This window comes from Embleya sp. NPDC008237 (assembly GCF_042956465.1).
Classification (GTDB): domain Bacteria; phylum Actinomycetota; class Actinomycetes; order Streptomycetales; family Streptomycetaceae; genus Embleya.
Genome location: NZ_JBIBGL010000019.1, coordinates 112,489 through 136,095, shown reverse-complemented (window position 1 = coordinate 136,095; position 23,607 = coordinate 112,489). Strand labels below are relative to the sequence as shown.

Below are 23,607 nucleotides of genomic sequence, written 5' to 3'. Positions count from 1 at the left end.
GTGAGTGCCCACGCGAGGACGGCGCGGACCGCTCCCGAGATCGCGCCGCCGATGACGGTGTGGGTCCAATGCGTGGGTGCGCTTTTGTGGGATTGCCTGGAGGTCATGGTCGTCGTTCTCCTGTTCTTGGACTTCGTCGGGACTACCGTCGAGCTTCGGAGGGTGTTGCCGCGGGTGCTACGCGTTGCCGATGCGTTGGCAACGGCGCCTTGGGTGTTGCCGATTGCCGGCAACACCCGGCCCGGGGTTGGAGGCGGGGTTTTGATGGAGGGGATCGTGCGGGACGAATCACGGGTTGCGGCCACGGGTGCGGGATTTTCCGGTGCGTTGCGGCCGTTGGCGGGCGACCTGATCGCGCCCAGGAGGGAATTCGCCGAGGCGTTGCGTCGATTGTTCGAGACGTTGGGGATCTCGGTGAGGCGGTACGGGGCGCGACGGCATCTGGACCCGGCCACGGTGTCGCGTTATCTGAACGGGACTCGCATTCCTCCGATGACCTTCGTCGGCAACCTGCTCAGCGATGCGTACGAGCATCGGGGCGTGCCGTTGACGCTGGAGGCGGAGCAGCATTGTCGGCGTTTGTACGACGAGGTCCTGCGGGCCGAGGATCCCGAGCGGTGCAAGGTGCAACTGCTTCGGGATCGGCTCGAACTCGCGGACGAGCACGCTCGTCAGGCCGCGTTGCGCGAAGAGGTCCTGACGGACGCCGTACGGGATCGTCAACATCGGATCAGTGATCTGCAGGACCGGATGCGCAGGCTGCGCCTGACGGCCGCGGCCGAGCGGGCGGCCGTCGACGCGGCGCTGGAGGCCGGTGCCGAGGAGCGCTCCGGGCTGGAGGCCGAATGCGAACGGCTGCGCCGGGAGGTACGTCGCCTCGAGGGCGAGTTGGCCGACGCCCACCGCCGAACGCTGGAGGCGGAGAGGCAATGCGACATGCTGGAGCGCCAACTGGAGGCGGCGGACACGGGCATCACCGACCGGGACGAAGCCGAGGTGGCCCGAACGCGTGCCGAGGCCATCGCGGCCAAGCAGTCGCTGGAGGGCGCGTTGCGCGAGATGGAGGGGCTCCGCCGGGAGATCGAGCGGTCCCGCGCTCTCGAGGTTCCTCCGAAGCCTCACGTCGGGAGCGTCGTCGATTCGGCGATGACTCTCCTGATGCAGGACAAACCGCAGTGGGCCATGGACGGGCTGCGCGAAGCCGCGCGGTCCCTGCCGGTGGAGTACCTCGTCGACCTCTACCGCATCCTGCGTCTGGGTCCCTACACCCCCATCCCCGCACGCGAGGGAACCGTCACGGATTTCGGGGGAAGGGTGCGGCTCATGCTCGTGATTGCCCTTTTCGAGGTCCGTCCGCGGGCACACTTGCGCGAGTTGGAGCGTCAGCTGCGTCACAATCGACTCTCCACCGAAGCCGCACAGATCGGGGCTCGTCTGGATGACCCCGCCCCGGTTCGCGGGCACATGTAGGCGGGCGCTCCATGGCGAGGGATCGGTGAAACGGGGCATCGACGCCCGGGCACGAGTGGTGCGCGTCGCGTCCACCCCACACACCCGCTCCGGTCGCCGCTCGAGGCATGCGCGGAGTAGTCATGTACGCGCCCGGCGACGTCGGCACGGAGGACCGCCAGGACCGCCAGGACCCGGAGATCATCGAACCCACCGACTTCGTCGTCCGGCTGGCCGCAACCTGTATCTGCGGGTCGAACGGACCTGTGGCCCTACGCGGGATCGAGCCCGTCGACCACACGGCCATGGGTCACGAGTACGTGGGCGTGATCGAGGAAGTCGGCGCGGAGGTACGGACCACGATCGAGCTGCTGCTGAGCGGCCTGGCCGGCCTGGCCGACCGCCCATCGCGTCGTGCCCAGCCCTCGCCCGCCGACCCGGAGACGGCCGTGTCGGGCGCTGCGGACGGGGCGCTCGACGCGCGCTTCGTCGCCCACGTCCTGGCCGCCACATTGCCCGCCGACGCGGTCGTCCTCGACGAGGCTCCCGTGACCACCGGCGATCTGCGCCACGCGCTGGGCCTGCACCGGCCCAACCGCTACCACTGGGTCGCCGGCGGCCTGGGCTGGGCCATGCCCGCCGCCGTCGGCGCGGCCATCGCCCACGCGCGCGACGGAAGGCGCGTGCTGTGCGTCGTGGGCGACGGGTCCGCCCTGTACTCGCCGCAGGCACTGTGGACCGCCGCCCGGCATCGACTGCCGATCACCTACGTGGTCGTCAACAACCGCGAATACCGCGTCCTGAAGGACAATTGGCAGATCCACTCCCCCGGCGCCCACGAGTACCTCGCCATGGATCTCGACCACCCCCGCGTCGACTTCGTCGCCCTGGCCCGATCCATGGGGGTGCGGGCCCTGTCCGTCACCACCGGCGAGGAACTGCGGCACGCGCCGGCCGACAGCTACCGGGACGAGGGCCCGTGCCTCCTCGAGGCACGGCTCGCGAAGCCGCCCGGTCGACCGTAGGGTCCCGGATCGGCCCCGGGGGCCGCGTCCGTCCGCGATACCGCCCGGCCCGGCGAGTGTCCGGTCTCGGTCGGCACCTGAAGCAAGTCCGGCGTTCTTGCGGGTGTTTCCCCGGCGACCGAGCAGCACGTGGTTCATCGTGCCCGGGCAGGCGGCGCCGACTACCGACCCCTGCACCGGTGGACGCGGGAAGGCCGAGTAGTCTTCGTCCGCCGCAGGCACCTCCTCGTCCTGGGACAGGAAGAACATGCCGACGCCGGCGGGATCGAGGGCCTGCAGGCCCAGGGCGGAACCGTCCCGCACCCGGAAGTCCGCGTCCCCGCCGGCCTTGCTCTCCACCGGCTCGCAGAAGGTCTCCAACCACGGGACCACACCGGCCGGGAGGTCCTCGAACCCGCACCGTTCGAAGAGCCACAGCCCAACTGTCGGCCCCGACATGCCACCCCCAGGACTCGTGGCCCTGCGCCACCGGGACCCGGTTCTACCAGGCGCTGGTGGCGCACGCCCGATCATTTCGAGACACGGTCGACCCACGTTCGATTCGAGCGCTGGGCGCTCCGGTTCCGACAACCGTGACCGAGTTCCAACCAACGTGTCGCCGCCCGCGCGGGACGCCGAACGTCGTGTGTACCGCATGTCTTCTCGATGGAATCCACAAACCGGGAAGCGTCCGGCGGAGCTACTCCACGCGAAACCCCGTGCTCCTTCGCCCAGTGCAGGAAGTCGATCGGTTCGTCCCATCGCGGCGTGGCGGCACGGGCTTCCGCCCACGCGGACGGTGGCCGGGTCGCGAGGGTGGCCAGGGTGGCGCGGATCTCCTTCGGGGTCACGAGCCGATGGTCGTTGCCGTGGCCGATCTTGAAGTCGGCACGGAATCATCCCCGACTCCCCGCGTGGCGCGATATCGTCGGCGGTCGAACCGGGACGGCCGACGAATGCGGGCGAAGTCGGGGGCGGCATGGGCGACGATGACGGTGACGACGTGATGGTGACGATGATCCCGACGACGGTGCCGGCGACGGGTGGCCGGTGAGGCGGCCGGGCGGACGTCGCCGCTTGGGGCTGGGCGCCGCGGCCGTCTTCCTTGTCCTGGCCGTGGTGGCGACCGTGCTGGTGGTCGTGCTGCGCGGCGACGACGAGCGCGGCGGTGCGGCGCGTCCCGCGGTCCGGGCCGAAGACGTGCTGAGCGCGCGCCAACTCGCGCAGATCCGCGGCGCGCGGCCTGATCCCTCCTGCGCCGCCGCGCCCGGGAAGGGTCCGGGTGCGCCCGGCCTCGTCGCCCTCGACGTGTTGCGCGTCGACGGAACGTGCCTGTCGACGACGACCGAGTACCTGCCCGCCGCCGATGTCGGCGCCCGGCAGGCCGTGTTGGCGCGGGATCCGGGGGTCGTCGTCGCCGCGGTGGCCCCGCCGGCACAGGCCGACGCGGCCGACGACGAGCGTGAAGACCAGTGGGCCCTGGACGCCCTCGGAGTTCCGGAGAAGTCCAGCGAACTCCCGTGGCCCGACGGCACCGGAGTCGTGGTCGCGGTGATCGACACCGGTATCGACGCCGCCCACCCGGACTTCGCGGGCGCGGTCGTCGGCCGACGCCACTACGAGGGGGAGGGCGAGCCGGACCCGGACGGTCACGGCACCCACGTGGCCGGCATCATCTCCGCGCGTCGGAACAACGGCGGCATCGTCGGCGTGGCACCGGGCGTGTCGGTGCTGGACGTACCCGTGCGCCTCAAGCACGCGAACGATCGGGGGCCGTCCTGGTCGGTCGGCCTGGCCTGGGCGGTCAACCACGGCGCGAATGTGGCCAACATGTCCCTGGGCAGTCCCCTCGCGCTCTACGGGCAACCCGACTACCACGATGCGATGGCGTTCGCCGCCGCGGCGGTGGAGTTCGCCCGGCACAACGACGTCGTCCTGGTCTCCAGTGCCGGGAACTGCGGCAGCGGTGAAGGGGATTGCGACGAGGACGACCAGCGGCAGGTCCCGGCCGCCTTGGACGGCGTCGTCGCGGTGGGCGCGGTGAAAGGCGACACGGAAGTGACCAAGTACTCCACGAAGAACGGCGATGTGGACCTGGTCGCCCCGGGCGGCGAGCACAATTTCCTGCTGCCGCCGAACGTCGGACACGACGGCACGGTGATATCCACGTATCCCGGCGGCAAGTACAAGTGGCTGAGGGGCACTTCGCAGGCCGCCCCGCACGTCGCGGCGGCCGCCGCCGTCGGCCGCTTCGTGAGCCGGCAGGCGAAGGGCGACGACATCGCCCGGGCGCTGATCGACACCGCCGACCCCAACCGGGTGAGCTGGAAGGACCGTTCGAAGCCAGGCGCCGGCCACGGGTTCCTGAACATCCCCGGGATGATCGACAGACTCCGGACGGCGCCGTCCCCCACGCCGACCGGCTCCGCCGGCCCGGCCGGGCGCACGCAGGCCGCCTTCGTGCAGGACGGCACGCTGTTCGCGTTCGACGGCGGCACGCCCCGCCCGGTACGCCGCGTGGATCCGCAGGCGCCGCTGCGGTGGATCACCTGGTCGGCGGATCACACGCTCCTCCTCGGCGCCGACGAGCGCACCCTGTTCTCGTGGGCGGGCCCCGACACCCGCCTGGTCGAGAAGCCGTGCGACTGGTGCGCCGACAAGACCACCTCGCCCGCTTTCGTCGAGAACGTCACGGTCACCGACCCCGGCACCGGTGCCCCCGGCGGCGACCTGGTACTCCGCGTCGACCCGGACGGCACGCTCACCCGCTACGACGCGCACACGCTCGACGAACTCGGCTCGACGCGACCCGCGTACCCGGCCGGCGCGGTGGGTTCGAAGATGTTGCTGGGCGCGGTCGGTGGCAAGCTCGTCGTGATGGATTCCGGCGGCGCGCACGCGCTCGAGCGGTTGTGGCTGGTCGATCCGGTCTCCGGCCGGGTCGGCGCATCGCACGAGGTCGCCGGCCGGGTGCTTGGCGACATCGCGGTCGGCGCCACGGGGGAACGGATCGCCGTCGTCACCGGCTGGGCCACGTGCGGGCGCCCGGACGGCGTCTACGTGCTCGGCGGAGGTGATCTGAAGGAACTCGCGAAGCCCGAGCCGCCCGCCGGCCAGATGTTCGACGAGGTGTTCTTCAACGGCGACACCCTCTACGCGAGCATGTCCGGGTACTCCATGCCGCCGGGCCAACCCTGCAAGACGGTTTCCTCGTCCGGCCTGTGGCGGCTCACCGGCGCCGGGTGGGAGCAGGTGGATCCGCGGCTCTCTGCCGGACGCCCGTTCGAAGGCCGTCCCGCCGGCCCGGCCACCGGCTGGCTCGCGGTGCGTGACGGCGGCGCCGTGCTGGAACCTCCGGTCCCCGACGATCCCGCGAAGGGGAACCTGGGTCCGGTGAGCGGGCAGGTGTGGTCCACCCCGACCCGTACCGAGGTGCCCGCCAAGCCGCCCCGGTGATGCCCCGGTCCCGGACGGACGCGATTCCTGTGCGCGTTCCCCGGGCGGGCGCGATTCCCGTGCGCGTTCCCCGGGCGGGCGCAATTCCCGTGCGCGTTCCCCGGGCGGGCGCAATTCCCGTGCGCGTTCCCCGGGGTTCGGGTCACGGCGGTGATCACAGCTTGAATGCCCTTCGCGGATTGACCGTGACCAGATCCACCGCCGTCTCCATCGCCTCGTCCTCGTCGAGTCGGTGTTCGGCGACCAGTTCGGCGAGGTAGCCGCAGTCCAGCCGGCGTGACATGTCGTGTCGGGCGGGGATGGAGCAGAAGGCCCGGGTGTCGTCGACGAAGCCGGACGTCCGGGAGAATCCCGCTGTCTCGGTGACCGCGCGGCGGAATCGGCGGATGGCGTCGGGGGCGTCGAGGAACCACCACGGGGCGCCCGCGTAGACCGACGGGTAGAACCCGGCCAGCGGAGCGATCTCCCTGGTGAAGACGGTCTCGTCGAGGGTGAACAGGATCAGCTGGAATCCTTCGGCGGTTCCGTACCGTTGCAGGAGCGGACGCAGGGCGTCGGTGAACTCGGCGCGCAGCGGGATGTCGTGGCCGGTGTCGGGGCCGTACCGGTGGTGCGTGGGCGTGTGATGGTTGCGGCGCACGGAGGGGTGCAGGGTCATCACGAGGCCGTCGTCGCAGGACATGCGGGCCATCTCGAGCAGCATGTGTCGACGGAAGGCGACGCTCTCGGCCTCGCTCGCCGTGCCCTGCAAGCCGGCCCGGTAAATGCGGGCGGCCTCGCCGTGGGTCAGCGGTTCGGTGCCCACGTCCGGGTGGCTGTGGTCGGCGGAGGTGGCGCCGTGCGCGATGAAGTGGCGTCGTCGGTTCTCCAACGCCCGGATGTAGCCGTCGTAGTCCGAGGTGTCGATGTCCGCGGCCTCGCCCAGGCGCGCCACGGCCTTTTCCCAACCCTGACCGGGTTCCAGGTAGCGGTCGGGTCGGAACGTGGGGACGACCCGCGCCGTCCACTCGGGGTCGGCGGCCAGTGCCCGGTGCGCGGCCAGATCGTCCGCGGGGTCGTCGGTGGTTGCCAGTACCTCGATGCCGAAGCGGCGGAACAGTGCCCGCGGGTGGAAGGCCGGTTCGGCCAGCCGCGCGGCGATCCGGTCGTAGATCCGGTCGGCCGTGGCCGCGGCGGGCCGCTCGGTCACGCCGAAGATCTCGACGAGTTCCGCCTCCATCCAATAGCGGACGGGGGTCCCTCGGAAGGCGGTCCAGTGCTCACACATCCTGCGCCACACCCGGCGGGCCTGCTCTTCGGGCAACGGCCCCTGCCCTACCCCGAGTTCGTCCAGCGGGACACCGCAGGCGTGCAGTAGGCGCGTGACGTAGTGATCGGGGGAGATCAGCAGACTCGCCGGATCGCTGAACGGCTCGTCCTCGACCAGCAACCGAGGGTCCACATGACCGTGCGGCGACAGGATCGGCAGGTCGCGGACCGCTTCGTAGAGACGGCGGGCGACGGCGCGTGCTTGTGCGTCGACGGGCAGGAGCCGGTCGGGATGGAGTGAGGAGGGCATACTCCGAATGGTCGTCCGCAGCCGGAGACCACGGCAATCGGTTGTCATGTGTTGCCGCGAGAGCCCGTGTTTGCGGGGGCCGTGTGGGGGGCTCGTCTGCGGGGGCTCGCGTACGGGGAACTCGTGCGTGCGGGTGCGGGTACAGGCGCCGATCGGCAGGGCCCGTCGAGGACTTCGGACATGCGTTGGCGGTAGCCGGCCCCACAAGGCACGGCTCATTCCCGACCGTCCGACCCCCACGACCAAGCGCCGCCCGCCGGCGTGGAAGGCGCCGGCGGGCATGGCGCCGCGATCTGCGCGGCGAGGTGCCCGGCCCCGTAGCCGTTGTCGATGTTGACGACCGCGACCCCGGGGCTGCACGCGTTGAGCATCGACAGCAGCGGGGCCAGGCCGCCGAAGGCCGCTCCGTAGCCGACGGAGGTCGGCAGCGCGACGACGGGCGCCGCGATCAGTCCCGCCACCACACTGGGCAGCGCGCCGTCCATGCCCGCGGCAACCACCACGACCCGGGCGGAACGCAGCAGGTCGAGCATGCCGATCACGCGATGGAGTCCGGCGACGCCCACGTCCACGACCATCTCACAGCGCCGTCCCAGATAGCGGGCGGTCAGTTCGGCCTCGAGCGCCACCGGGAGGTCGGAGGTGCCCGCCGCCAACACGACCACGAGACCTCCCTCCGGAGCGGGCGGTTCGGGCGGCCACACCAACAACCTGGCGTGCGACTCGTGCCGGGCGTCGGGCAGTTCGGCGAGGACCGCCCGCGCGTGCTCGGGATCGGCGCGGGTGAACAGGGCCACCGCCCGGCCGCGCTCGCGCAGCTCGGCGGCGATCGCGCCCACCTGCTCCGGGGTCTTGCCCTCGCAGAAGATCGCCTCCGGATATCCTCTCCGGTCGATCCGGTCGTGATCGAGACGTGCGAACGATTCAGCCATGGCGAACTCCGATCAGGGAATGCGTGCAGGCGCCCGAGAGCATGCCTGCGAAAATCGACGGCGACCCTCCGGACCCCGGCGGCACGGACCACCGCCGGAGCCGCCTCGCGCAAGTCACCCGCTTGTGCCGCGCCCGGCAACGTTTGCCCCGTCGCGGTGTTCGGTGCGGTGCATCGGCGTGCCGCCGGAACGTTCTCGTACTGGAGTACTCGGAGGTTTCGCGCTGCGCCGGTGCCGCGTTCTCGGCGCCGGGCGCCTCGATGTCCTCGGTCAGGTGAGTTCCCAGGCGCGGGCGGTGAGCGCCTCGACCAGTTCGATGTCTCCGGCGAGGGCGGGATCGAGGAAGGCCAGCACCGCGTGCGCGGCGTCGGACGGTGATCCGGTGAGGACCGGGGCTGCGGCGTCTCGTACCGGGACCCCGTTGCTTCCGAGCAGGTGCAGCAGCCACGCGGCGATGACGCGGAGCGCGCCGGGCGGCATCGCCCCGGACGTCCGCTCGGCGTAGAGCGTCGGAAGCACGCGCACCGGGATCTTCTGGGCTCCGTCCTCGGCGATCTTGGCGAGGGTGTGCCGGATGCGCGGGTTCGCGAAGCGGGCCGTCAGCGCGTCCCGGTAGCCGGCCAGCGCGGTTTCCGGGAAGTCCAGGTGGGCCGAGGCCTCGTCCCACCATTCGCGCACCCAGACCCGGCAGACCGGATCGGCCACGGCCTCGGCGACGGTGGCGTGCCCGCGAAGCGGCGCCGCGTACGCCAACAGCGAGTGGGCGCCGTTGAGCAGCGACAGTTTGCGTTCCTCGTACGGCGTGACGTCGGCGACGAAGCGGGCACCGGCGTCCTCCCAGCGGGGCCGCCCGGCCGGAAACTCGCCGCTCAGCACCCATTCGGTGAACGGCTCGGTGACGACGGGGACTTCGTCGCGGCGCCCGGTGGCGTCGGTGGCGGCGGCCACGTCGTCCGCGGTGGTCCACGGGGTGATCCGGTCGACCATGGTGCCGACGTACGAGGCGTGCGCGGCCGCCTCGCGCCATCCGGGGCGCCCGATCGCGTCCGCCAGTTCACCGATCACCCGTGCGGTGACCTCGCCGTTTCCCGGCAGGTTGTCGCACGGCACGACGGCCACGGGGTCGCCGCCCGCGAGCCGCCTGGCGGCCAGCCCGGCCAGCAGCCGCGCGGCGACGGTCGACACCGGGGCGTTCGAATCGGCGCGGAGTGCGGCGACATCGGCACTCACGTCGGCGCGTCGGGTGTCCAGGCCGCCTCCGGGGGCGCGGGTGTACGCCGCCTCGGTGACCGTCAGGGTGACCACCGCGAGTTCCGGTCGCCGCCAGTGGTCCAGCCACGCGGCGTGGTCGCCGCCGGAGTGCGCCGAGGTGAGCGAACCGATCACCTCGAAGCGGTCGCGGTCGGGAGCACGGGTGACCAACGTGTAGAGCCCGTCCTGGGCGGTCAGCCGCTCGGCGATCGCGGTGCTGCGCCCGGTGAACGCCGCGATCCCCCACCGGTCGGCGTCGCCGGCGTGCTCGGTGTACCAAGCCTGATGGGCCCGGAAGAAGCCGCCCAGGCCGAGGTGGAGCATGCGCACCGGCGCGGCGGGGCGTCCGTCCACCGCGCGGGACAGGGGCCGGGTCGCGGGTTGGGCGGTCACAGTTCGAAGACCTTTCGCGGGTTGACGCGCACCGGTTCCGCCGCCGCCTCGAATGCCTGGTCCCGGTCGAGCCGGTGCGGTGACGGGATCGGCAGGTCGCGCACCGTCTCGTCGCGGCGCCGGGCGAGAGCCCGCACACCGGGGGCGACGGGAAGTAGTCGGTCGGAGTGGGGGCTTGGCATGACGGCATGTTCGCTGCCGTCGGCCCGGCGCGGCAACCGGTTGCCATGTGTTGCCCTGGGCACTTGCACCGCGTCGGACGCCATGGTCCTCTGGCCGCCATGACAGCACAGATCGGTGGGCCGGACACCGTCCTCCCCGAGGCCCGGGTGCGAGCCTTCGTCGCCGAACAACTGGCCGACGAGGATCTCGACGGCCGGAGCGTATGCCTGGTGGTACCCGACGCCACTCGCAGTTGTCCGCTTCCGCTGCTGCTCGCCGCGGTGCACGAGGCGCTGTACGGCCGGGTCTCCCGGTTGACGGTGCTCGTCGCGTTGGGTACGCACGCGCCGATGGGCGAGGCCGAGTTGGCCGCCCATGTCCCGCCGCTGCCGGGCATGACCGTGCTCAACCACGAGTGGTGGGAGCCGTCGACGTTCGCCTCGGTCGGCACGATCGGCGCCGAGCGCGTGGCCGAGTTGTCCGGCGGGCTGCTGCGCCAGGAGGTCGACGTGCGCCTCAACCGGGCCGTCGTGGACCACGACGTGGCGTTGGTCGTCGGCCCGGTCTTCCCGCACGAAGTGGTCGGCTTCTCCGGCGGTGACAAGTACTTCTTCCCCGGCGTCGCGGGCGCCGACATCATCGACCTGTCGCACTGGCTCGGGGCCCTGATCACCAGCGCGGAGATCATCGGAACGCGCGGCATCACCCCGGTCCGCGCGCTGATCCACGAGGCGGCCGCGCTGATCCCGAGCCGCAGGCGCGCGCTGTGCGTGGTGGTCGAATCCGGCACCGGGGCGCTGCACTCGATGGCGTACGGGACCCCGGAGGCGGCCTGGTCGGCGGCTGCCGACGTGTCCGCGCAGGTCCACGTGCGCTACCTCGACGCCCCGGTGCGGCGTGTGGTGTCCGTGATCCCGGAGAAGTACGAGGACATCTGGACCGCGGCGAAAGGCTTCTACAAGCTCGAACCGGTCGTCGCGGACGGCGGCGAGGTCGTCCTGTACGCGCCGCACGTGCGGACGATCTCCGCGATGCACCCGGAGATCGAGGAGATCGGCTACCACTGCCGCGACTACTTCACCAAGCAGTGGGACCGCTTCAAGCACCTGCACTGGGGCGTCCTGGCGCACTCCACACACCTGCGCGGGGCGGGTACGTACGACGAAGAGCACGGCGAGCGCTGCCGGTTGACCGTCACCCTCGCGACCGGCATTCCCGAGGACGTCGTCCGCGGGGCGAACCTCGGCCATCTGGACCCCTCGGCGGTGGACTTCGCGGCGCTCGCCGCCGACCCGGACACCCTCGTCGTGCCGCAAGCCGGCGAGGTCCTGCATCGGTTGCGCCGATGAGGGCCGCGTGGGTCGATGCGTCCGCCGGCATCGCCGGGGACATGCTGCTCGCCGCCCTCGTCGACGCCGGGGCCGCGTTGAGCACGGTGCGTGCCGCGGTGGAGGCGGTGGTTCCCGGCGAGGTGCGCCTCGCGCGGACACAGGTCATCCGCGCCGGCATGCGAGCGACGCGGATCCAGGTGACGCCGAGCGAGCACGACCACGCACACCGGACGTGGCGTGACGTTCGCCGCCTCATCGAGCAGGCGCCCCTGCCCGATCCGGTCCGCGCGTCGGCACTCGCCGCCTTCGCCCGCCTCGCCGTCGCCGAGGCACGCGTACACGGCACCGAAACGGATGAGGTGCACTTCCACGAGGTGGGCGCCTGGGACTCCATCGCCGACGTCGTGGGCGTGTGTGCCGCGCTGCACGACCTCGCCGTGACCGATCTGACGGCAGGTCCCGTGGCGTTGGGCATCGGCCGCGTCACCACCGCCCACGGCGAACTGCCCATCCCCGTCCCCGCGGTGGCCGAACTCGCCGCCGAGTGGCAGGTGTTCGCGGGCGGCGAGGGCGAACTCGCCACTCCCACCGGCATGGCGCTGCTCACTACCCTGGCCCGCGAGTGCTCCCCCCTGCCGCACCTGCGTCTCGAGCGAACCGGCATCGGGGCCGGCAGCCGCGACACCCCCGGACGCCCCAACGTCACCCGCGTCTTCCTCGGCGTCCCGGCCCCCGCCACGACCCTCGACCCCGCCTTCGACGCCGCCGAAGCCGTCGTCCTGGAAACCAACATCGACGACCTGGATCCGCGCGCGTGGCCCAGCGTCCTCGCGTCCCTCATGGAGGCCGGCGCCTCGGACGCCTGGCTGACCCCCATTCTCATGAAGAAGGGTCGCCCCGCGCACACGCTCTCCGTCCTGTGCCCACCGCACGGCGCGCAACCCCTCCGGGACGCCGTCTTCCGCCTCACCACCACCCTGGGCGTGCGCGAACGGCCGGTCCGCAAAACCGAACTCCAACGCGGCTGGACCCAGGTGGACGTCCTCGGCGGCCGCCTCCCCGTCAAGGTGGGCCATCATGGCGGCAGGATCCTCCAGGCAACGCCCGAGTTCGCCCCCGCCGCCGCCCTCGCCGCCCGTCTCGGCCTTCCCGTCCACACCGTCCTTGCCGCCACCACCACCGCCGCCCACCAGGCAGGCCTGACCTCCAGCGCCCCCGTCCCGCAAACGCTCGCCCCCGAACCCGCCTGAATCCGCGGCGCCGGCGCGGGCGTCCACCCGGGCGACCGCGCGCCGGGTGGCGGTGTCGAAACGGGGTACAGTGCGCTCCCGCCCATGCCATGGGCAGCCATGGGGTCGTGCGATACCCGGTGTCGCCGCCCCGGACCTGCGGCTTTCCCCGCGAATGGAAGTGAGATCGGGTGAGCGAGCGTGACGGCGCACCGACCGCGGCAACCGGCGAGAGCAAGGCGCCGACGATCTACGACGTCGCCCGGGCCGCGGGGGTGGCCGCGTCCACCGTGTCCCGGGCGTTCGCCAGGCCGGGTCGGGTGAACGCGGCGACCGCGGAACGCATCCGGCGGGTTGCCGCGGAGCTCGGTTACCGCGTCAATCCGTTGGCGTCGGGGTTGCCCACCGGCCGCACGTCGATGCTCGCGTTGGTGGTTTCCGACGTGACCAACCCGTTCTACGCCGAGATCATCCGGGGAGCCGAGTCCGCCGCCGCCGAGGCCGGCTTCGTCCTCCTGCTGATCGACGCCCAGGAGTCCGACCGGGTGGAACGCGCCAGTCTGGAAAGGGCGTTGCCCGCCGTCGAGGGACTCGTACTGGCGGGTACCCGGTTGTCGGACTCGGCCATCCGGATGACTGCCAAGCAGCGGCCGGTGATCGTCCTCAACCGCGATGTCGCCGATGTCCCCAGCATCACCCTCGACAACCCGCACGGCATGCTCGTGACCGCGGAGCATCTGGCCCGGTTGGGTCATCGCACGGTGACCTATGTGGCCGGTCCGGAGGCCTCGTGGGCGGACGGCATGCGCTTGCGGAGCCTGCGCGAGGCGGCGGCCGGGCTGGACATGCGGGTGCAGCGCGTGGGCCCGTTCGCGCCCACGGTCGCCGGCGGTCGCGAAGCTGCCGACGCGCTCCCCGAGGACCTGCCGACCGCCGTCGTGGCCTACAACGACCAACTGGCGATCGGGACCATGCTCGCCCTCCAGGCACGCGGCGTCCGAGTTCCCGAGGACGTCAGCATGGTCGGCTTCGACGACATCTTCCCCACGCGCATCGTCCGCCCCGGGCTGACCACCGTCGCCGCCCCGCTGCGCGCCCAGGGAAAGGCTGCCGTCGACGCGCTGCTGTCCTCGCGCGGCAACCCGGCACCGCGCACCGGCAAGCCCATGACCCTGCCGGTGAAGCTGGTCGTCCGTGACTCGACGGGACCGGCTCGGCGCACCCGGCGTCCGAGCTCGTAGGGCGCTACGGGGCCGCGGATCGCGGCGGTGCCCGCACCGACACGGAACAGCAGGCCCTGTTCCGCGCCGGCACGGCGCGGCTGCCCCGCTGCTACCGCTCCGCGTCCGGGGCCGTGGGAACGACCTCGGCGAGCCAGGCGTCGGCGATCAGCCGATGCCCCAGCGGGCTCGGGTGCACGCCGTCCGGGGCCAGTTCCCCCGGCTCCCGGTCCTGCGCCGCGCGGGGCAGCACGAGGTCCGCGCGAACCACTCGGGCTCCGTTGTGCCCCGCTGCCCGCAGGACGGCGTCGGTGCGCGGCGACAGGTCCTCGAACCAGCGCTCCTGGTCCGGCCCGATCGGAAGCAGGAACGGGGTGATCACCACCAGCCGTGCGGACAGCTTCCGCGCGGTGATCGCGAGCAGCCGGTCGAGGCACGCCTCGAACTCGTCGACCGGGCTGAGCAGGTTTCGGTCGTAGCGGCGCCAGGTGTCGTTGATGCCGATCTTGACCGTGACGACGGTGGGCCGGTGGTCCAGGACGTCGGTGTTCCAGCGGGATTCGAGGTCGTACACGCGGTGGCCGTTGATCCCCCTGTTGACGATGCGGGGGCCGGGTCCGTCGTGCGCCCGCTCGCGCAGGGTCCGCGCGATCTCGTGCACGTATCCCCCGCCGAGCGACGCGGGATCCGCACGGTCGCGGCCCGCGTCGGTGATGGAGTCGCCGATGAAAAGGAGCGTGTCGTCGTCCTTGGGATGCATACCTGCCGTCCTGGCGTGTGGGTTGGTGGGCTGGCGACCGGGCACCTCACCGGCGACACGCCGGATCACGGTCGATCATGTCGGATCGAGGAGGCTTGGTCCACGGCGCGCCGCAGGGTCTCGGCCTCGCGCGTCAGCACGGCGGGGTCGTCGCCGGGGACGAACTCCAGCAGCGCGTCGAGACCCCGGCCCGCCAGGCGGCCGAGGGCGGCGACCCACAGGTCCCGGCGATCCGCCAGCGGCAGCCGGTTGTTGGCCGGCCACCACGAGAAGACGTGCACGGCGGTGACCCGGTCGCCGAGTTCGACGAGCCCGGCCGCCGCCTGCTCGTCGGGGACGTCGAGCGGCGGCTGCCAGTACGTGCGGACGTTGTCCGCGCCCACCTCGTCCAGCAGCCGGACGGCCGAGGCGACGGTGTCGGTGAGCGTTTTGCCGTGGAACTCCGTCGCGAGTTCCAGGCCGTGGTCCGCGGCGATCCGGGCCGCCTCGCGCAGGCAGCGCACGGTTTCCTGCCGCTCCTCCGGGGCGGCGGACCGCGATCCGATTCCGCCCGCCCAGACCCGTACCCGGGGCGCTCCGAGCAGAACGGCGGCCCGCACGACGGCGGGGAACCCGGCCAGTTCGTCGGGGGTGGCGCGAAAGTACGAACCGTACGAGCAACAGACCAGCCCGTGGCGGTCGGAGACCTCACGGACCGCGCGGACCGTGTCGGGCTCCCCCGCGGGCGCGTGCACGTCCGCACCCCACTCGATCACCTCCAGGCCCGCGTCGATCGCGCGTCGCGCGACCTCGGCGGCGGGCAGCCGGCGGAAGGTGACCGAGCACAGGCCCAAACGGGTCCGCCCGCCCCCCGCTGTGTCCGTCGCCCCGGCGGGCGGGCGGACCGGGGGGCGGTCCGCCGCGCTCCGTGTGCTCTCCTCGGTCATGGCCCTGCCTTCCTGCGGTCGGCCTGCGGATGGTCTGCGGTGGTCCCGCGGGGGCTCGGCGCGGTCCGCCCGGACGGGGCCGGGCGGACCGGATCGTTTGGTCCGGCGAGGTCGGGTCGACGGACCGGTCGGGCGTGCGATGCCCCGTCATCGCCGGTCGCTCAGGGAGCGTTCGGGCCCACGTCCGCGGCGGTGAGGGGGTGCCGGAGAGCGGGCGTCGTCGAGTACTCGTCGGCGCCGATGTCCCGTACGCTGCCGCGCGGGTCCCCGTCGATGTCGTCGGCCAGGGCCATGCTCAGCGTGGCCGCGCCGATCGCCGGGCTGCCCGCCGTCAGCCGCAGCACACCGTCTGCGCCCTGGGCAAGCCGGGGGTCGGCCCGGGTGAAGCCTCCGGCGGGGATGTTGCCGTTGCCGGCCGCCCCCCACAGCAGGTTGCTCCGCCAGGTGAAGCCGGTGGTGGCTCCCATGGCGACGAGGTCGCCGGAGTCGCCGACCAGCAGGTTGTCGGCGATGGTCACGTTCTGCGGCTCGTACGTGCGCGTCTCGCCCGACAGCGTACCGGCGTTGTTGATCAGGGAGTTGTGTGCGATCACCGCGCGGTCGCAGGCGTCGTTGCCCCGCCGCTGGGTCTCCGTCTCGCTCGGGGTGTGGTCGCGGGTGCTGCCGCTGCCGACCACCAGGGCGCGGCCGGACAGATTGCCGAGGTAGTTGTTGACGATCACATGGTCGTTGCCGTAGATCCGCACCCCGTCGACGCCGCCGATCAGGTAATTGCCCTCCACGGTCGAGCCGTTGCCGTGCCGAAGCACGATGCCGCCCTTGCTGTCACGAATGGTGTTGTATCGGATGGTGTTGCCCGAGGACTTCACCGAGATGGCCTCGGGGTCGCCGTTGCAGCGCTCGAACAGGTTGTACTCGACCTTTCCGCCGGCGTTGGCCAGGGCCCGGCCGCTGGCGCCGAAGCGAATGGGTTCGCCGCCGTTGTCCCCGGTGAAGCTGTGGTCGGAGAAGTGGTTGCGGAAGATCTGCACGTTCTGCGCCATCTTGTCCTTGTCGGGACCGTCGACGACGACGAAGATGCCTGTGGTGGTCTTGTTGTGGAAGTGGTTCCGGTCGATCTTCGTGTCGTTCGCCCGGACGACGAGCCAATACGGATCGCCGCTGTCCACGAACTGGAAGTCGTTGCGGGTCAGCCGGATGGCCGAGCAGTTCGTCGGGATGTCCAGCGTGGTGCTCTGCCGGAAGGCAAAGCCGCTGATCACGATGTTGGTCGAATTGCTCAGCACGAAGCCGCGTTCGCCCCGCAACACCACTCCGCCGCGCGTCTTCGACACGATGGTGATGGGTGCGCCGCTGGTGCCGTTCTTGCCGGAGATGTTGATCGAGCCACCCGAGGGGACCGTGTAGGTTCCGTCGGCTACGACGATGCGGTCACCCGGCGCGGCGCCGTTGATCGCGCTCTGGAGCGCCGTGAGGGAGGAGACCGGGATGTCGGCCGCCGCCGCGCTGCCCGACAGCGAGGTGGTGAGAGGTACCGCGGCGAGTGCGGCCACGGCGGAGCCCTTGAGGAACGTGCGTCGTTGCATGATGCCTCCTGCGTCGAAGTGGGCGGGCGGGTCGCTCAGTCGGCCCGGGGACCGACGTCGGCCGGGGTCAGCGGTCCGCACCTCGGCGCCCGGCGGAAGTACTCGTGCGCGCCCACGTCCGGCGTCCTGGTGCGGGGCTGTCCGTCGATGTCGTGCGTGATGCGCGGCCGGCGCGGCGTGCCGGCGTCGATCGCCGGGCTGCCGGCGGCCGGGCGGGCGATGCCGTACGCGTCCTTGACCAGCTTCGGGTCGACCCGGGTACCGCCCCCGGCGGGGATGTTGCCGTCCGCGGCGGCGCCCCACAGCAGGTTGCCCGACCAGGTGAAGCGCACGGTGTTGGCCATGGCGACCAGTTGGCCCGTGTCCGCGACGAGCAGGTTGTCGGCGACGGTGACGTCGCGCGGCTCGTGCGGGCGCTGACTCTCGCCGGAGATCGTGCCGCCGTTGTTCACCAGGGTGTTGTAGGCGATCAGGATGCGGTCGGGGGCGTCGTTGCCGCGGCGCGCCTCGGGCGTCTCGCCGGGCAGGTGATCGCGCTCCGATCCGCTGCCGATCACCAGGGCGCGCCCGGCCAGGCCGGAGAGGTGGTTGTTGACGATCACATGGTCGTTGCCATAGATCCGCACGCCTTCGGTGCCGTCGATGAAGTGGTTGGCCTCCACCCGGTTGCGGTTGCCGTGCCGCAGTACGATCCCGCCGAAACTGTTGCGGATGGTGTTGTGCCGGATGGTGTTGTCCGAACTCTTCACCGAGATCGCCTCGGGGTCTCCGTTGGCCCGCTCGAACAGGTTGTACTCCACGATCGCGTGGGCGCTGGACAGGGCGCGGGGGCTGACGCCGAGCCGGATCGGTTCGCCGCCGTTGGAGCCGGTGAAGGTGTGGTCGGAGAAGTAGTTGCGATACACGTGGACGCGCTGGGCCATCTCCTCGGTGTTCGCGCCCTCGATGCCGAGGTAGATGCCGAGGGTGCTCTTGCCGTGGAAGTGGTTGTGGTCGACCGTGCTGTCGTCCGCGCGCACCATCACCCAGTGCACGCCCTCGATGTCGGCCAGTTGGAAGTCGTTGCGGGTGAGCCTGATGTGCGAGCAGTCCGGGGGGATGTCCAGGGTGTTCCGCTGCCGGAAGGAGAACCCGCTGAGGGTGATGTGGCCGGACGCTTCGAGGACGAAGCTGTGCTCGCCTTCCAGGACGACGCCGCCCTGCGTCCGGGCGGCGATGGTGATGGGCGCGCGCCCGGTGCCCTGCTTGTTCCGAATGGCGAGCGGGCGGTCCGACGGGACGGTGTAGGTCCCGTCGGCCACGACGATCCGGTCGCCGGGTCGTGCCCGGTCGATCGCGGCCTGGAGCTCGTCCAGCGTGCGGACGGCCTTCGGGGCCGTGCTCGCGCTCGCGGTCGACGCTGCGCCGACGGGGGCGGCGGCAAGCGCCACCCCCGCCGCGGTGCCCATGAGGAACGTGCGGCGTTGCATGGTGCCTCCGTGAGGATGTGGTGGAGGTACGGACGGTGTTCCGGCTCGCGATCAGCCGGTGGTCGGGGTGTCCCGGGTCGCCTGGGCGTCCAGGAACAGTTCGATGACGGGTACGGGGGTGTCCGGGCGCTTGACCGGGAGCTGGAGCGTGAGCGTTCCGGCGGGCTGGCCGCCCATCTCGGTGTTGACCGCGGGCCGGTCCGGGTCGATGTGGACCGGGATGATCTCGGACGCGTCGTTGAGCAGTTGGGCGTAGCGCACCCGGCCGGCCAGGCCCGGCAGGTGCAGGTGACGCAGCGGCCAGGCGAACAGGTGGACGTAGAGCCGGTCGCCGCGCTGGGTGTACCGGCATTCGGCGGGGGCGGTGTACGAGGAGGGACCACAGCCGCGAATCGACCGCTCGTGCAGCTGCGTCCAGCGGCCGATCTCGTCGAGGATCGCGGTGTCGCGCGGGTCGAGCACGCCACGGCCGGTGGGCCCCACGTTGAGCAGCAGGTTGCCACCCTTGGACACGCCGTCGACGAGCATGCGGATCAGCAGGTCGGGACTCTTGTGGTCCAGGTTGTCCCGGTCGTAGCCCCAACTGCCGTTGAGCGTCTGGCAGGCCTCCCACAGCACGGGTTGCCCGTTGTGGGTCATGGGACCGGACGGCTGGTACTGCTCGGGGGTGACGAAGTCCCCGGGAAGGCCGGTCCGGTCGTTGACGAGGACGTGCGGCTGCAGTTCGCGAATCGTCCGCAGGAGTTGCGCGGAGTCCCAATCGTCGGGTCCCTTGCCGCCCCACCAACTGCGCCCGACATACGAGAAGTCGAAGAACAGGTAGTCCACGCGTCCGAACGAGGTCAGCAGTTCGCGGACCTGACCGTGCAGGTAGCGCTGGTAGTCGCGGATGTCCCGCTCGGCGTTGGCGGCCTTGAACGCCTCGTCGTCGCGCTGTGGATGGGTGCCGTCCACGGGGAAGGACGGATGGTGCCAGTCGATCAGCGAGTAGTAGAGACCGACCTTGAGCCCCTCGGCGCGGCACGCCTCGACGAACGGCCCCACGAGGTCACGGCCGTGCGGGGTGTTGGTGACCTTGTACTCGGTGAGGGCGCTGTCCCACAGGCAGAAGCCGTCGTGGTGCTTGGTGGTGAGCACGACGTACCGCATGCCCGCCGCCTTGGCCGCTCTGGCCCACTCGGCGGGGTCGTAGCGGTCGGGGTCGAAGTGGTCGAAGTAGACCTGGTACTGCTCGTCGGTCAGTCGCTCGACGTTCTTGAGCCACTCGTGCCGTGCGGCGAGGGAGTACAGACCCCAGTGGACGAACATGCCGAACCGGGCGGTGGTGAACCAGTTCGTATCCGGGCCGTCCTCGGGATTCGGGGTCGCGGACGGATGCGCCTGCGGGGTGTCAGCGCTCGGAGTCATGGGGAATCGCTCTTTCTCGTCGGCGTCCGGTGGGTTTTCGGCGCACGTCGGGGCTGGTCGTACGGGAGGGGGCGGACCGGATCGACGCGCGGGCGCGGTGGGGCGCCGGGCCCGGGGCTCGGCGCGAACTGCGGGGCAGGCGCGGGGGCTGCGGAGTCGACGGGTCGCGGGTCGGCGGGTCGGTCTGCGGGTCAGCCCTTGAGTGCCCCGGAGGACAGACCGCTGACGAAGGACCGCTGGAAGAACAGGAAGACGATCACGGAGGGCAGCAGGGCCAGCAGGGAGGCGGCCATCACCACTCCGGGGGTCACGGCCGGGTCGATCCGCAGGGTCCGCAGCGCGAGCGGCAGCGTGTACGAGGAGGAGTCGGTGGCGACGAGCAGGGGCAGCAGGTACTGGTCCCAGATCATGGTGAAGCCGAAGACCCCGATGACTCCGAGGGCGGGCTTGCACATCGGCAGAATGATCTGCGCGAAGATCCGCAGGTCTCCGGCGCCGTCGATCCGCGCGGCCTCTTCGAGTTCGCGCGGCACGTCCTTCATGAACTCGGTCATCACCAGGATGGAGAACCCCCAGGCGCCCAGCGGAACGATCATTCCGGCGAGGGTGCCGATGAGGTTGAAGTGCACGACCGGCAGGTCGGCGAGAACGACCGACAGCGGCAGGGCCAGGATCTCCTCGGGCAGCATCAGCGTCGCCAGGATGGCGACGAGCGCCAGCGTCATTCCCGGGAAGACCTTCCTGGCCAGCGCGTATCCGGCCAGGACCGAGACGGACACCTGGAGCAGCAGCCCGAAGCCGACGACGAAGAACGAGTTCAGCAGGTACTTGAGCACCCCCTGGTCGAAGGCGATCCTGAAGTTGTCCAACGTGAAGCCCGAGGGCACGATGCTCAGCTGCGTCGGGTCCTTGATGTCGCCGAAGGCTCCGACGAGCAGGGCCAGCAGCGGACCCGCGAACATGGTCAGGACCAGTAGGTAGACGACGGCCTTCAGAATCCGTCCGCCGACGCTGCGGCTCTCGGTCAGGCCCAGCGCGGTCTCGGTCGACTCGCTCACTTGCTCTCCCTCCGCCGCAGCAGTTGGACGATGATGGTCAGGATCAGCGTCGCGACGAAGAGCAGAACCGCTCCCGCCGCGCCGACACCGAGCCGGTTCTGCTCGAGCCCGAGCTTGTAGATGAGGGTCATCACGACCTCGGTGGAGCCGTTGGGCCCTCCGTTGGTGAGCAGGAACACCTCGGTGAACACGCGCAGTCCGCGAATCGCGGCGAGGATGAACAGGATCGAGAACACCGAGCGCAGTCCGGGTACCGTCACGTGCCGCACCCGCTGCCACCGGGAGGCACCGTCGACCCTCGCCGCCTCGTACAGACCGCGGTCCACGCTCGTCAAACCGGCGAGGAAGATCATCATGTCGTAGGGGGCGCCCCGCCAGATGCCGGTGAGCATGATGGACGACATCGAGGTGTCCGGGTCGTTGATGAACCCCGAGGGGCCCAGTCCCACCAGACCGAGAATGGAGTTGAGCATGCCGTCGTCGGTCGGGTGATACATGATCCGCCACAGTTCGGCGACGACCGCCATCGGCACCACCACCGGAAGGAACGCCGCCGAGCGCACGAATCCCAGTCGACGGCTCTGCCCCTCCATCAGCAGGGCCAGGGCGAAGCCGAGCGCCATCGAACCGGCGGTCTGTCCGGCGGCGAGGACGATCGTGTGCCACACGGCGTCGCGGAATCCGTGCGACTGCAGCACCGTGGTGTAGTTCTCGGTGCCGACCCACCTGTTCCCCAGGTAGGGCTGAACCTCCTGGAAGGACATGGTCAGTGCGTTGGCCATGGGGATGAACTTGAAGAACAGGAAGAGGAGCAGCGCCGGGGCGAGGAACAGCCACGGCATCCACCACCGGCCCGATCTGCGGCCGCGCCCCCGGCGGCCGGCGATCCCGCCGCCCAGGCGGCCCGCTTTTCGCGGGGCGGAGCCGGCCGCCGGCTTGGCGGCCTGCTCCGCCTGGTCGAGGCTCATGACGCGGCGATCCCCTGCTCCTTGAGGATGTCGGCGAGCTGCTTGTCGAGCTCACGCAACTTGGCGTTGATGTCGAGGCCGCAGTCCGCCATCAGCGCGTTCACCGCGTCCGCCGTCACCTGCCGCACCGGCGTCCAGTTCGGAATGGAGGGCGCGTACCGGCCGGAGTCCTGGTACACCTGGGCGTAGGTCTTCCAGCGCGGGTCGGTGCGGATCTGGGAGATGTCCACGGTGGTGTTGACGGGGATCTGCACGGTGTAGCCGGTGGTGCCCTCCATCCCCTTCTTCTGGCCTTCGACGGAAACCGCGAAGCCGGCGAAGGCGTCCTGGCCGGCCCGGTTGTCGGAGCCGGCCATCAGGTAGAGGGAGCTGCCCTCGGCGAGCACGGTGGCGTCCTTCGGCCCCTTGGGCATCGGTACGACCTCGTACTTGTCCGCGCCGAGCGACTTGTCGAAGCGGGGCAGCAGGTACGGGCCGACGACGTACATGCCGGCCTTGCCCGCCTCGAACGTCTCGTTCGTCGGCGGGGTGTCCATGGTCACGGCGCCGGGCTGGATGGCCTTCGCCTTGCACCCCAGGTCGCGGAACCACTGCATGGCCTGCACCGACGCCGGGGTGGTCATCGCCGGCTTGTACTTGCCCTTCCCGGTCTCGGTGATGAAGTCGCCGCCCGCGGCCCAGAGGAAGTTGGAGAAGTACCAGGAGGCGTAGCCGCGCTTGGTGGACAGCGGGGCGGCGAGCCCGGCGGTGTTGTTCTTGCCGTCGCCGTCGGGGTCCTGCGTGGTGAAGGCCGCGGCCATCGCGGCGAAGTCGTCCCAGGTCCGCGGGGCCTCGAGCTTGAGCTTCTCGCGCCAGTCCTTGCGGATCAGCAGCGCGGACGCCTGCGCGGAGATCGGGAGGCCGTACTGCTTGCCGTCGAGGCTCTTCCCGGACTGCAGTCCCTGTCCGATGATCTGCTTGCTGTCCTTGATCTTGCCCAGGTCGATCTCCCGGAGCAGACCCTGGCTGTGCATGGTTCCGATCTGCGTCGCGTCGTTCATGACGATGTCGGGAAGCTTCTTCTGGGCGGCGCGCTGCTGCAGCTTGGTCTCGAAGTCGTCGAAGATGGCCGTGACCTCGACCTTGTAGCCCGTGGCCTTCTCGAAGGCGGCGGCGAGTTCCAGCGCGCCCTTCTCCCCCGGTCCACCCGGCGTCGTCCTGGTCCAGAGCTCGAGAGGCGCCTTGGAGTTCTGCTTGGCATCCACTCCCGCAGGCCCGGATGTACAGCTGGTGAGGATCAGTGCCGAGGCGAGGGCCCCCGCACCGATCCATCGCGATCTCTGCATGACAACTCCTGGTTTCGCCGCATCACATGGCCTGGAAAGCGCTTGCCAGGGACGGTAACCGGGTCCGATTCAAACGGTCAATAGTCCGATGAATACAAAAGGTTTCGGCGGACCGATGAGAGT

The 23,607-nt window shown here is 71.0% G+C and carries 18 protein-coding genes and 1 pseudogene; 6 read left to right on the top strand and 13 right to left on the bottom strand.

Annotation, left to right across the window (positions count from 1 at the left end):
- Positions 1 to 51: 51 nt before the first annotated feature.
- Both ACFZBU_RS38325 and ACFZBU_RS38320 read left to right on the top strand, forming a co-directional pair.
- Complete coding sequence (locus tag ACFZBU_RS38325; RefSeq protein ID WP_391588384.1) at positions 52 to 1,470, top strand: hypothetical protein; 1,419 nt, start codon at positions 52 to 54, stop codon at positions 1,468 to 1,470.
- Between the two features lie 107 nt (positions 1,471 to 1,577).
- Positions 1,578 to 2,474: a thiamine pyrophosphate-dependent enzyme gene (locus ACFZBU_RS38320; RefSeq protein ID WP_391588383.1), complete on the top strand. Its 897-nt coding sequence runs from the start codon at positions 1,578 to 1,580 to the stop codon at positions 2,472 to 2,474.
- A gap of 126 nt (positions 2,475 to 2,600) precedes the next feature.
- On the opposite strand, the pseudogene ACFZBU_RS38315 reads toward ACFZBU_RS38320, so the two are convergent.
- A pseudogene (locus tag ACFZBU_RS38315) lies at positions 2,601 to 2,912 on the bottom strand (DUF6368 family protein); the annotation flags it as partial.
- A 618-nt stretch (positions 2,913 to 3,530) separates the two neighbouring features.
- Here ACFZBU_RS38315 and ACFZBU_RS38310 point away from each other — a divergent pair.
- Entirely contained in the window at positions 3,531 to 5,909 is a 2,379-nt protein-coding gene (locus ACFZBU_RS38310; protein ID WP_391588382.1) for a S8 family serine peptidase, read from the top strand.
- A 154-nt stretch (positions 5,910 to 6,063) separates the two neighbouring features.
- Here the strand turns inward: ACFZBU_RS38310 and uxaC are convergent, their stop codons facing one another.
- From uxaC to ACFZBU_RS38290, 4 genes are all read right to left on the bottom strand, one after another.
- Positions 6,064 to 7,467 carry a glucuronate isomerase gene (uxaC, locus tag ACFZBU_RS38305; RefSeq protein WP_391588381.1) on the bottom strand — a complete coding sequence of 468 codons (1,404 nt, stop codon included), beginning with the start codon at positions 7,465 to 7,467 and terminating at the stop codon, positions 6,064 to 6,066.
- Positions 7,468 to 7,682: 215 nt separating this feature from the next.
- A complete protein-coding gene (gene larB / locus ACFZBU_RS38300; protein ID WP_391588380.1) occupies positions 7,683 to 8,399 on the bottom strand; it encodes a nickel pincer cofactor biosynthesis protein LarB in 717 nt (238 codons plus the stop codon).
- A 270-nt stretch (positions 8,400 to 8,669) separates the two neighbouring features.
- Positions 8,670 to 10,043, bottom strand: a complete 1,374-nt coding sequence (locus ACFZBU_RS38295) for a mannitol dehydrogenase family protein (RefSeq protein WP_391588379.1) — start codon at positions 10,041 to 10,043, stop codon at positions 8,670 to 8,672.
- Positions 10,040 to 10,225 (bottom strand): hypothetical protein, encoded by a 186-nt coding sequence (locus ACFZBU_RS38290; protein ID WP_391588378.1) that lies wholly within the window; start codon positions 10,223 to 10,225, stop codon positions 10,040 to 10,042. The genes ACFZBU_RS38295 and ACFZBU_RS38290 overlap by 4 nt, the downstream gene beginning before the upstream one ends.
- Positions 10,226 to 10,324: 99 nt before the next feature.
- Between ACFZBU_RS38290 and ACFZBU_RS38285 the strand changes: the two genes are divergently transcribed.
- The 3 genes from ACFZBU_RS38285 to ACFZBU_RS38275 all read left to right on the top strand — a co-directional run bounded on the left by ACFZBU_RS38285 (position 10,325) and on the right by ACFZBU_RS38275 (position 14,006).
- Entirely contained in the window at positions 10,325 to 11,554 is a 1,230-nt protein-coding gene (locus ACFZBU_RS38285; RefSeq protein WP_391588377.1) for a lactate racemase domain-containing protein, read from the top strand.
- The gene (gene larC, locus ACFZBU_RS38280) at positions 11,551 to 12,786 is read left to right on the top strand and encodes a nickel pincer cofactor biosynthesis protein LarC (RefSeq protein WP_391588376.1); all 1,236 of its coding nucleotides are present in this window, start codon (positions 11,551 to 11,553) and stop codon (positions 12,784 to 12,786) included. The genes ACFZBU_RS38285 and larC overlap by 4 nt, the downstream gene beginning before the upstream one ends.
- 170 nt (positions 12,787 to 12,956) lie before the next feature.
- The gene (locus ACFZBU_RS38275; protein ID WP_391588375.1) at positions 12,957 to 14,006 is read left to right on the top strand and encodes a LacI family DNA-binding transcriptional regulator; all 1,050 of its coding nucleotides are present in this window, start codon (positions 12,957 to 12,959) and stop codon (positions 14,004 to 14,006) included.
- A gap of 91 nt (positions 14,007 to 14,097) precedes the next feature.
- Here ACFZBU_RS38275 and ACFZBU_RS38270 read toward each other — a convergent pair whose 3' ends face one another.
- The 8 genes from ACFZBU_RS38270 to ACFZBU_RS38235 form a co-directional block, all read right to left on the bottom strand.
- Positions 14,098 to 14,745: an SGNH/GDSL hydrolase family protein gene (locus ACFZBU_RS38270; protein WP_391588374.1), complete on the bottom strand. Its 648-nt coding sequence runs from the start codon at positions 14,743 to 14,745 to the stop codon at positions 14,098 to 14,100.
- A gap of 65 nt (positions 14,746 to 14,810) precedes the next feature.
- On the bottom strand, positions 14,811 to 15,671 hold the full coding sequence (locus ACFZBU_RS38265; RefSeq protein WP_391588373.1) for a sugar phosphate isomerase/epimerase family protein: 861 nt from the start codon (positions 15,669 to 15,671) through the stop codon (positions 14,811 to 14,813).
- Positions 15,672 to 15,832: 161 nt separating this feature from the next.
- Positions 15,833 to 17,257 (bottom strand): chondroitinase-B domain-containing protein, encoded by a 1,425-nt coding sequence (locus ACFZBU_RS38260; protein ID WP_391588372.1) that lies wholly within the window; start codon positions 17,255 to 17,257, stop codon positions 15,833 to 15,835.
- Between the two features lie 35 nt (positions 17,258 to 17,292).
- On the bottom strand, positions 17,293 to 18,726 hold the full coding sequence (locus ACFZBU_RS38255) for a chondroitinase-B domain-containing protein (RefSeq protein WP_391588371.1): 1,434 nt from the start codon (positions 18,724 to 18,726) through the stop codon (positions 17,293 to 17,295).
- 51 nt (positions 18,727 to 18,777) lie between these two features.
- The gene (locus ACFZBU_RS38250; RefSeq protein WP_391588370.1) at positions 18,778 to 20,133 is read right to left on the bottom strand and encodes an alpha-L-fucosidase; all 1,356 of its coding nucleotides are present in this window, start codon (positions 20,131 to 20,133) and stop codon (positions 18,778 to 18,780) included.
- A 191-nt stretch (positions 20,134 to 20,324) separates the two neighbouring features.
- Positions 20,325 to 21,191, bottom strand: a complete 867-nt coding sequence (locus ACFZBU_RS38245) for a carbohydrate ABC transporter permease (protein WP_391588369.1) — start codon at positions 21,189 to 21,191, stop codon at positions 20,325 to 20,327.
- Positions 21,188 to 22,159 (bottom strand): carbohydrate ABC transporter permease, encoded by a 972-nt coding sequence (locus ACFZBU_RS38240; RefSeq protein WP_391588368.1) that lies wholly within the window; start codon positions 22,157 to 22,159, stop codon positions 21,188 to 21,190. The genes ACFZBU_RS38245 and ACFZBU_RS38240 overlap by 4 nt, the downstream gene beginning before the upstream one ends.
- Positions 22,156 to 23,484, bottom strand: coding sequence for an extracellular solute-binding protein (locus ACFZBU_RS38235; protein WP_391588367.1), 1,329 nt, complete (start codon positions 23,482 to 23,484; stop codon positions 22,156 to 22,158). The genes ACFZBU_RS38240 and ACFZBU_RS38235 overlap by 4 nt, the downstream gene beginning before the upstream one ends.
- Between the last annotated feature and the right edge of the window lie 123 nt (positions 23,485 to 23,607).

Bases quoted from the DNA above. Each gene is read 5' to 3' on its own strand.
- ACFZBU_RS38325 (WP_391588384.1), top strand. From the start codon at position 52: ATGACGGTGTGGGTCCAATGCGTGGGTGCGCTTTTGTGGGATTGCCTG.
- ACFZBU_RS38320 (WP_391588383.1), top strand. From the start codon at position 1,578: ATGCGCGGAGTAGTCATGTACGCGCCCGGCGACGTCGGCACGGAGGAC.
- uxaC (WP_391588381.1), bottom strand. From the start codon at position 7,467: ATGCCCTCCTCACTCCATCCCGACCGGCTCCTGCCCGTCGACGCACAA.
- larB (WP_391588380.1), bottom strand. From the start codon at position 8,399: ATGGCTGAATCGTTCGCACGTCTCGATCACGACCGGATCGACCGGAGA.
- ACFZBU_RS38290 (WP_391588378.1), bottom strand. From the start codon at position 10,225: ATGCCAAGCCCCCACTCCGACCGACTACTTCCCGTCGCCCCCGGTGTG.
- ACFZBU_RS38285 (WP_391588377.1), top strand. From the start codon at position 10,325: ATGACAGCACAGATCGGTGGGCCGGACACCGTCCTCCCCGAGGCCCGG.
- larC (WP_391588376.1), top strand. From the start codon at position 11,551: ATGAGGGCCGCGTGGGTCGATGCGTCCGCCGGCATCGCCGGGGACATG.
- ACFZBU_RS38270 (WP_391588374.1), bottom strand. From the start codon at position 14,745: ATGCATCCCAAGGACGACGACACGCTCCTTTTCATCGGCGACTCCATC.
- ACFZBU_RS38265 (WP_391588373.1), bottom strand. From the start codon at position 15,671: ATGACCGAGGAGAGCACACGGAGCGCGGCGGACCGCCCCCCGGTCCGC.
- ACFZBU_RS38260 (WP_391588372.1), bottom strand. From the start codon at position 17,257: ATGCAACGACGCACGTTCCTCAAGGGCTCCGCCGTGGCCGCACTCGCC.
- ACFZBU_RS38255 (WP_391588371.1), bottom strand. From the start codon at position 18,726: ATGCAACGCCGCACGTTCCTCATGGGCACCGCGGCGGGGGTGGCGCTT.
- ACFZBU_RS38250 (WP_391588370.1), bottom strand. From the start codon at position 20,133: ATGACTCCGAGCGCTGACACCCCGCAGGCGCATCCGTCCGCGACCCCG.
- ACFZBU_RS38240 (WP_391588368.1), bottom strand. From the start codon at position 22,159: ATGAGCCTCGACCAGGCGGAGCAGGCCGCCAAGCCGGCGGCCGGCTCC.
- ACFZBU_RS38235 (WP_391588367.1), bottom strand. From the start codon at position 23,484: ATGCAGAGATCGCGATGGATCGGTGCGGGGGCCCTCGCCTCGGCACTG.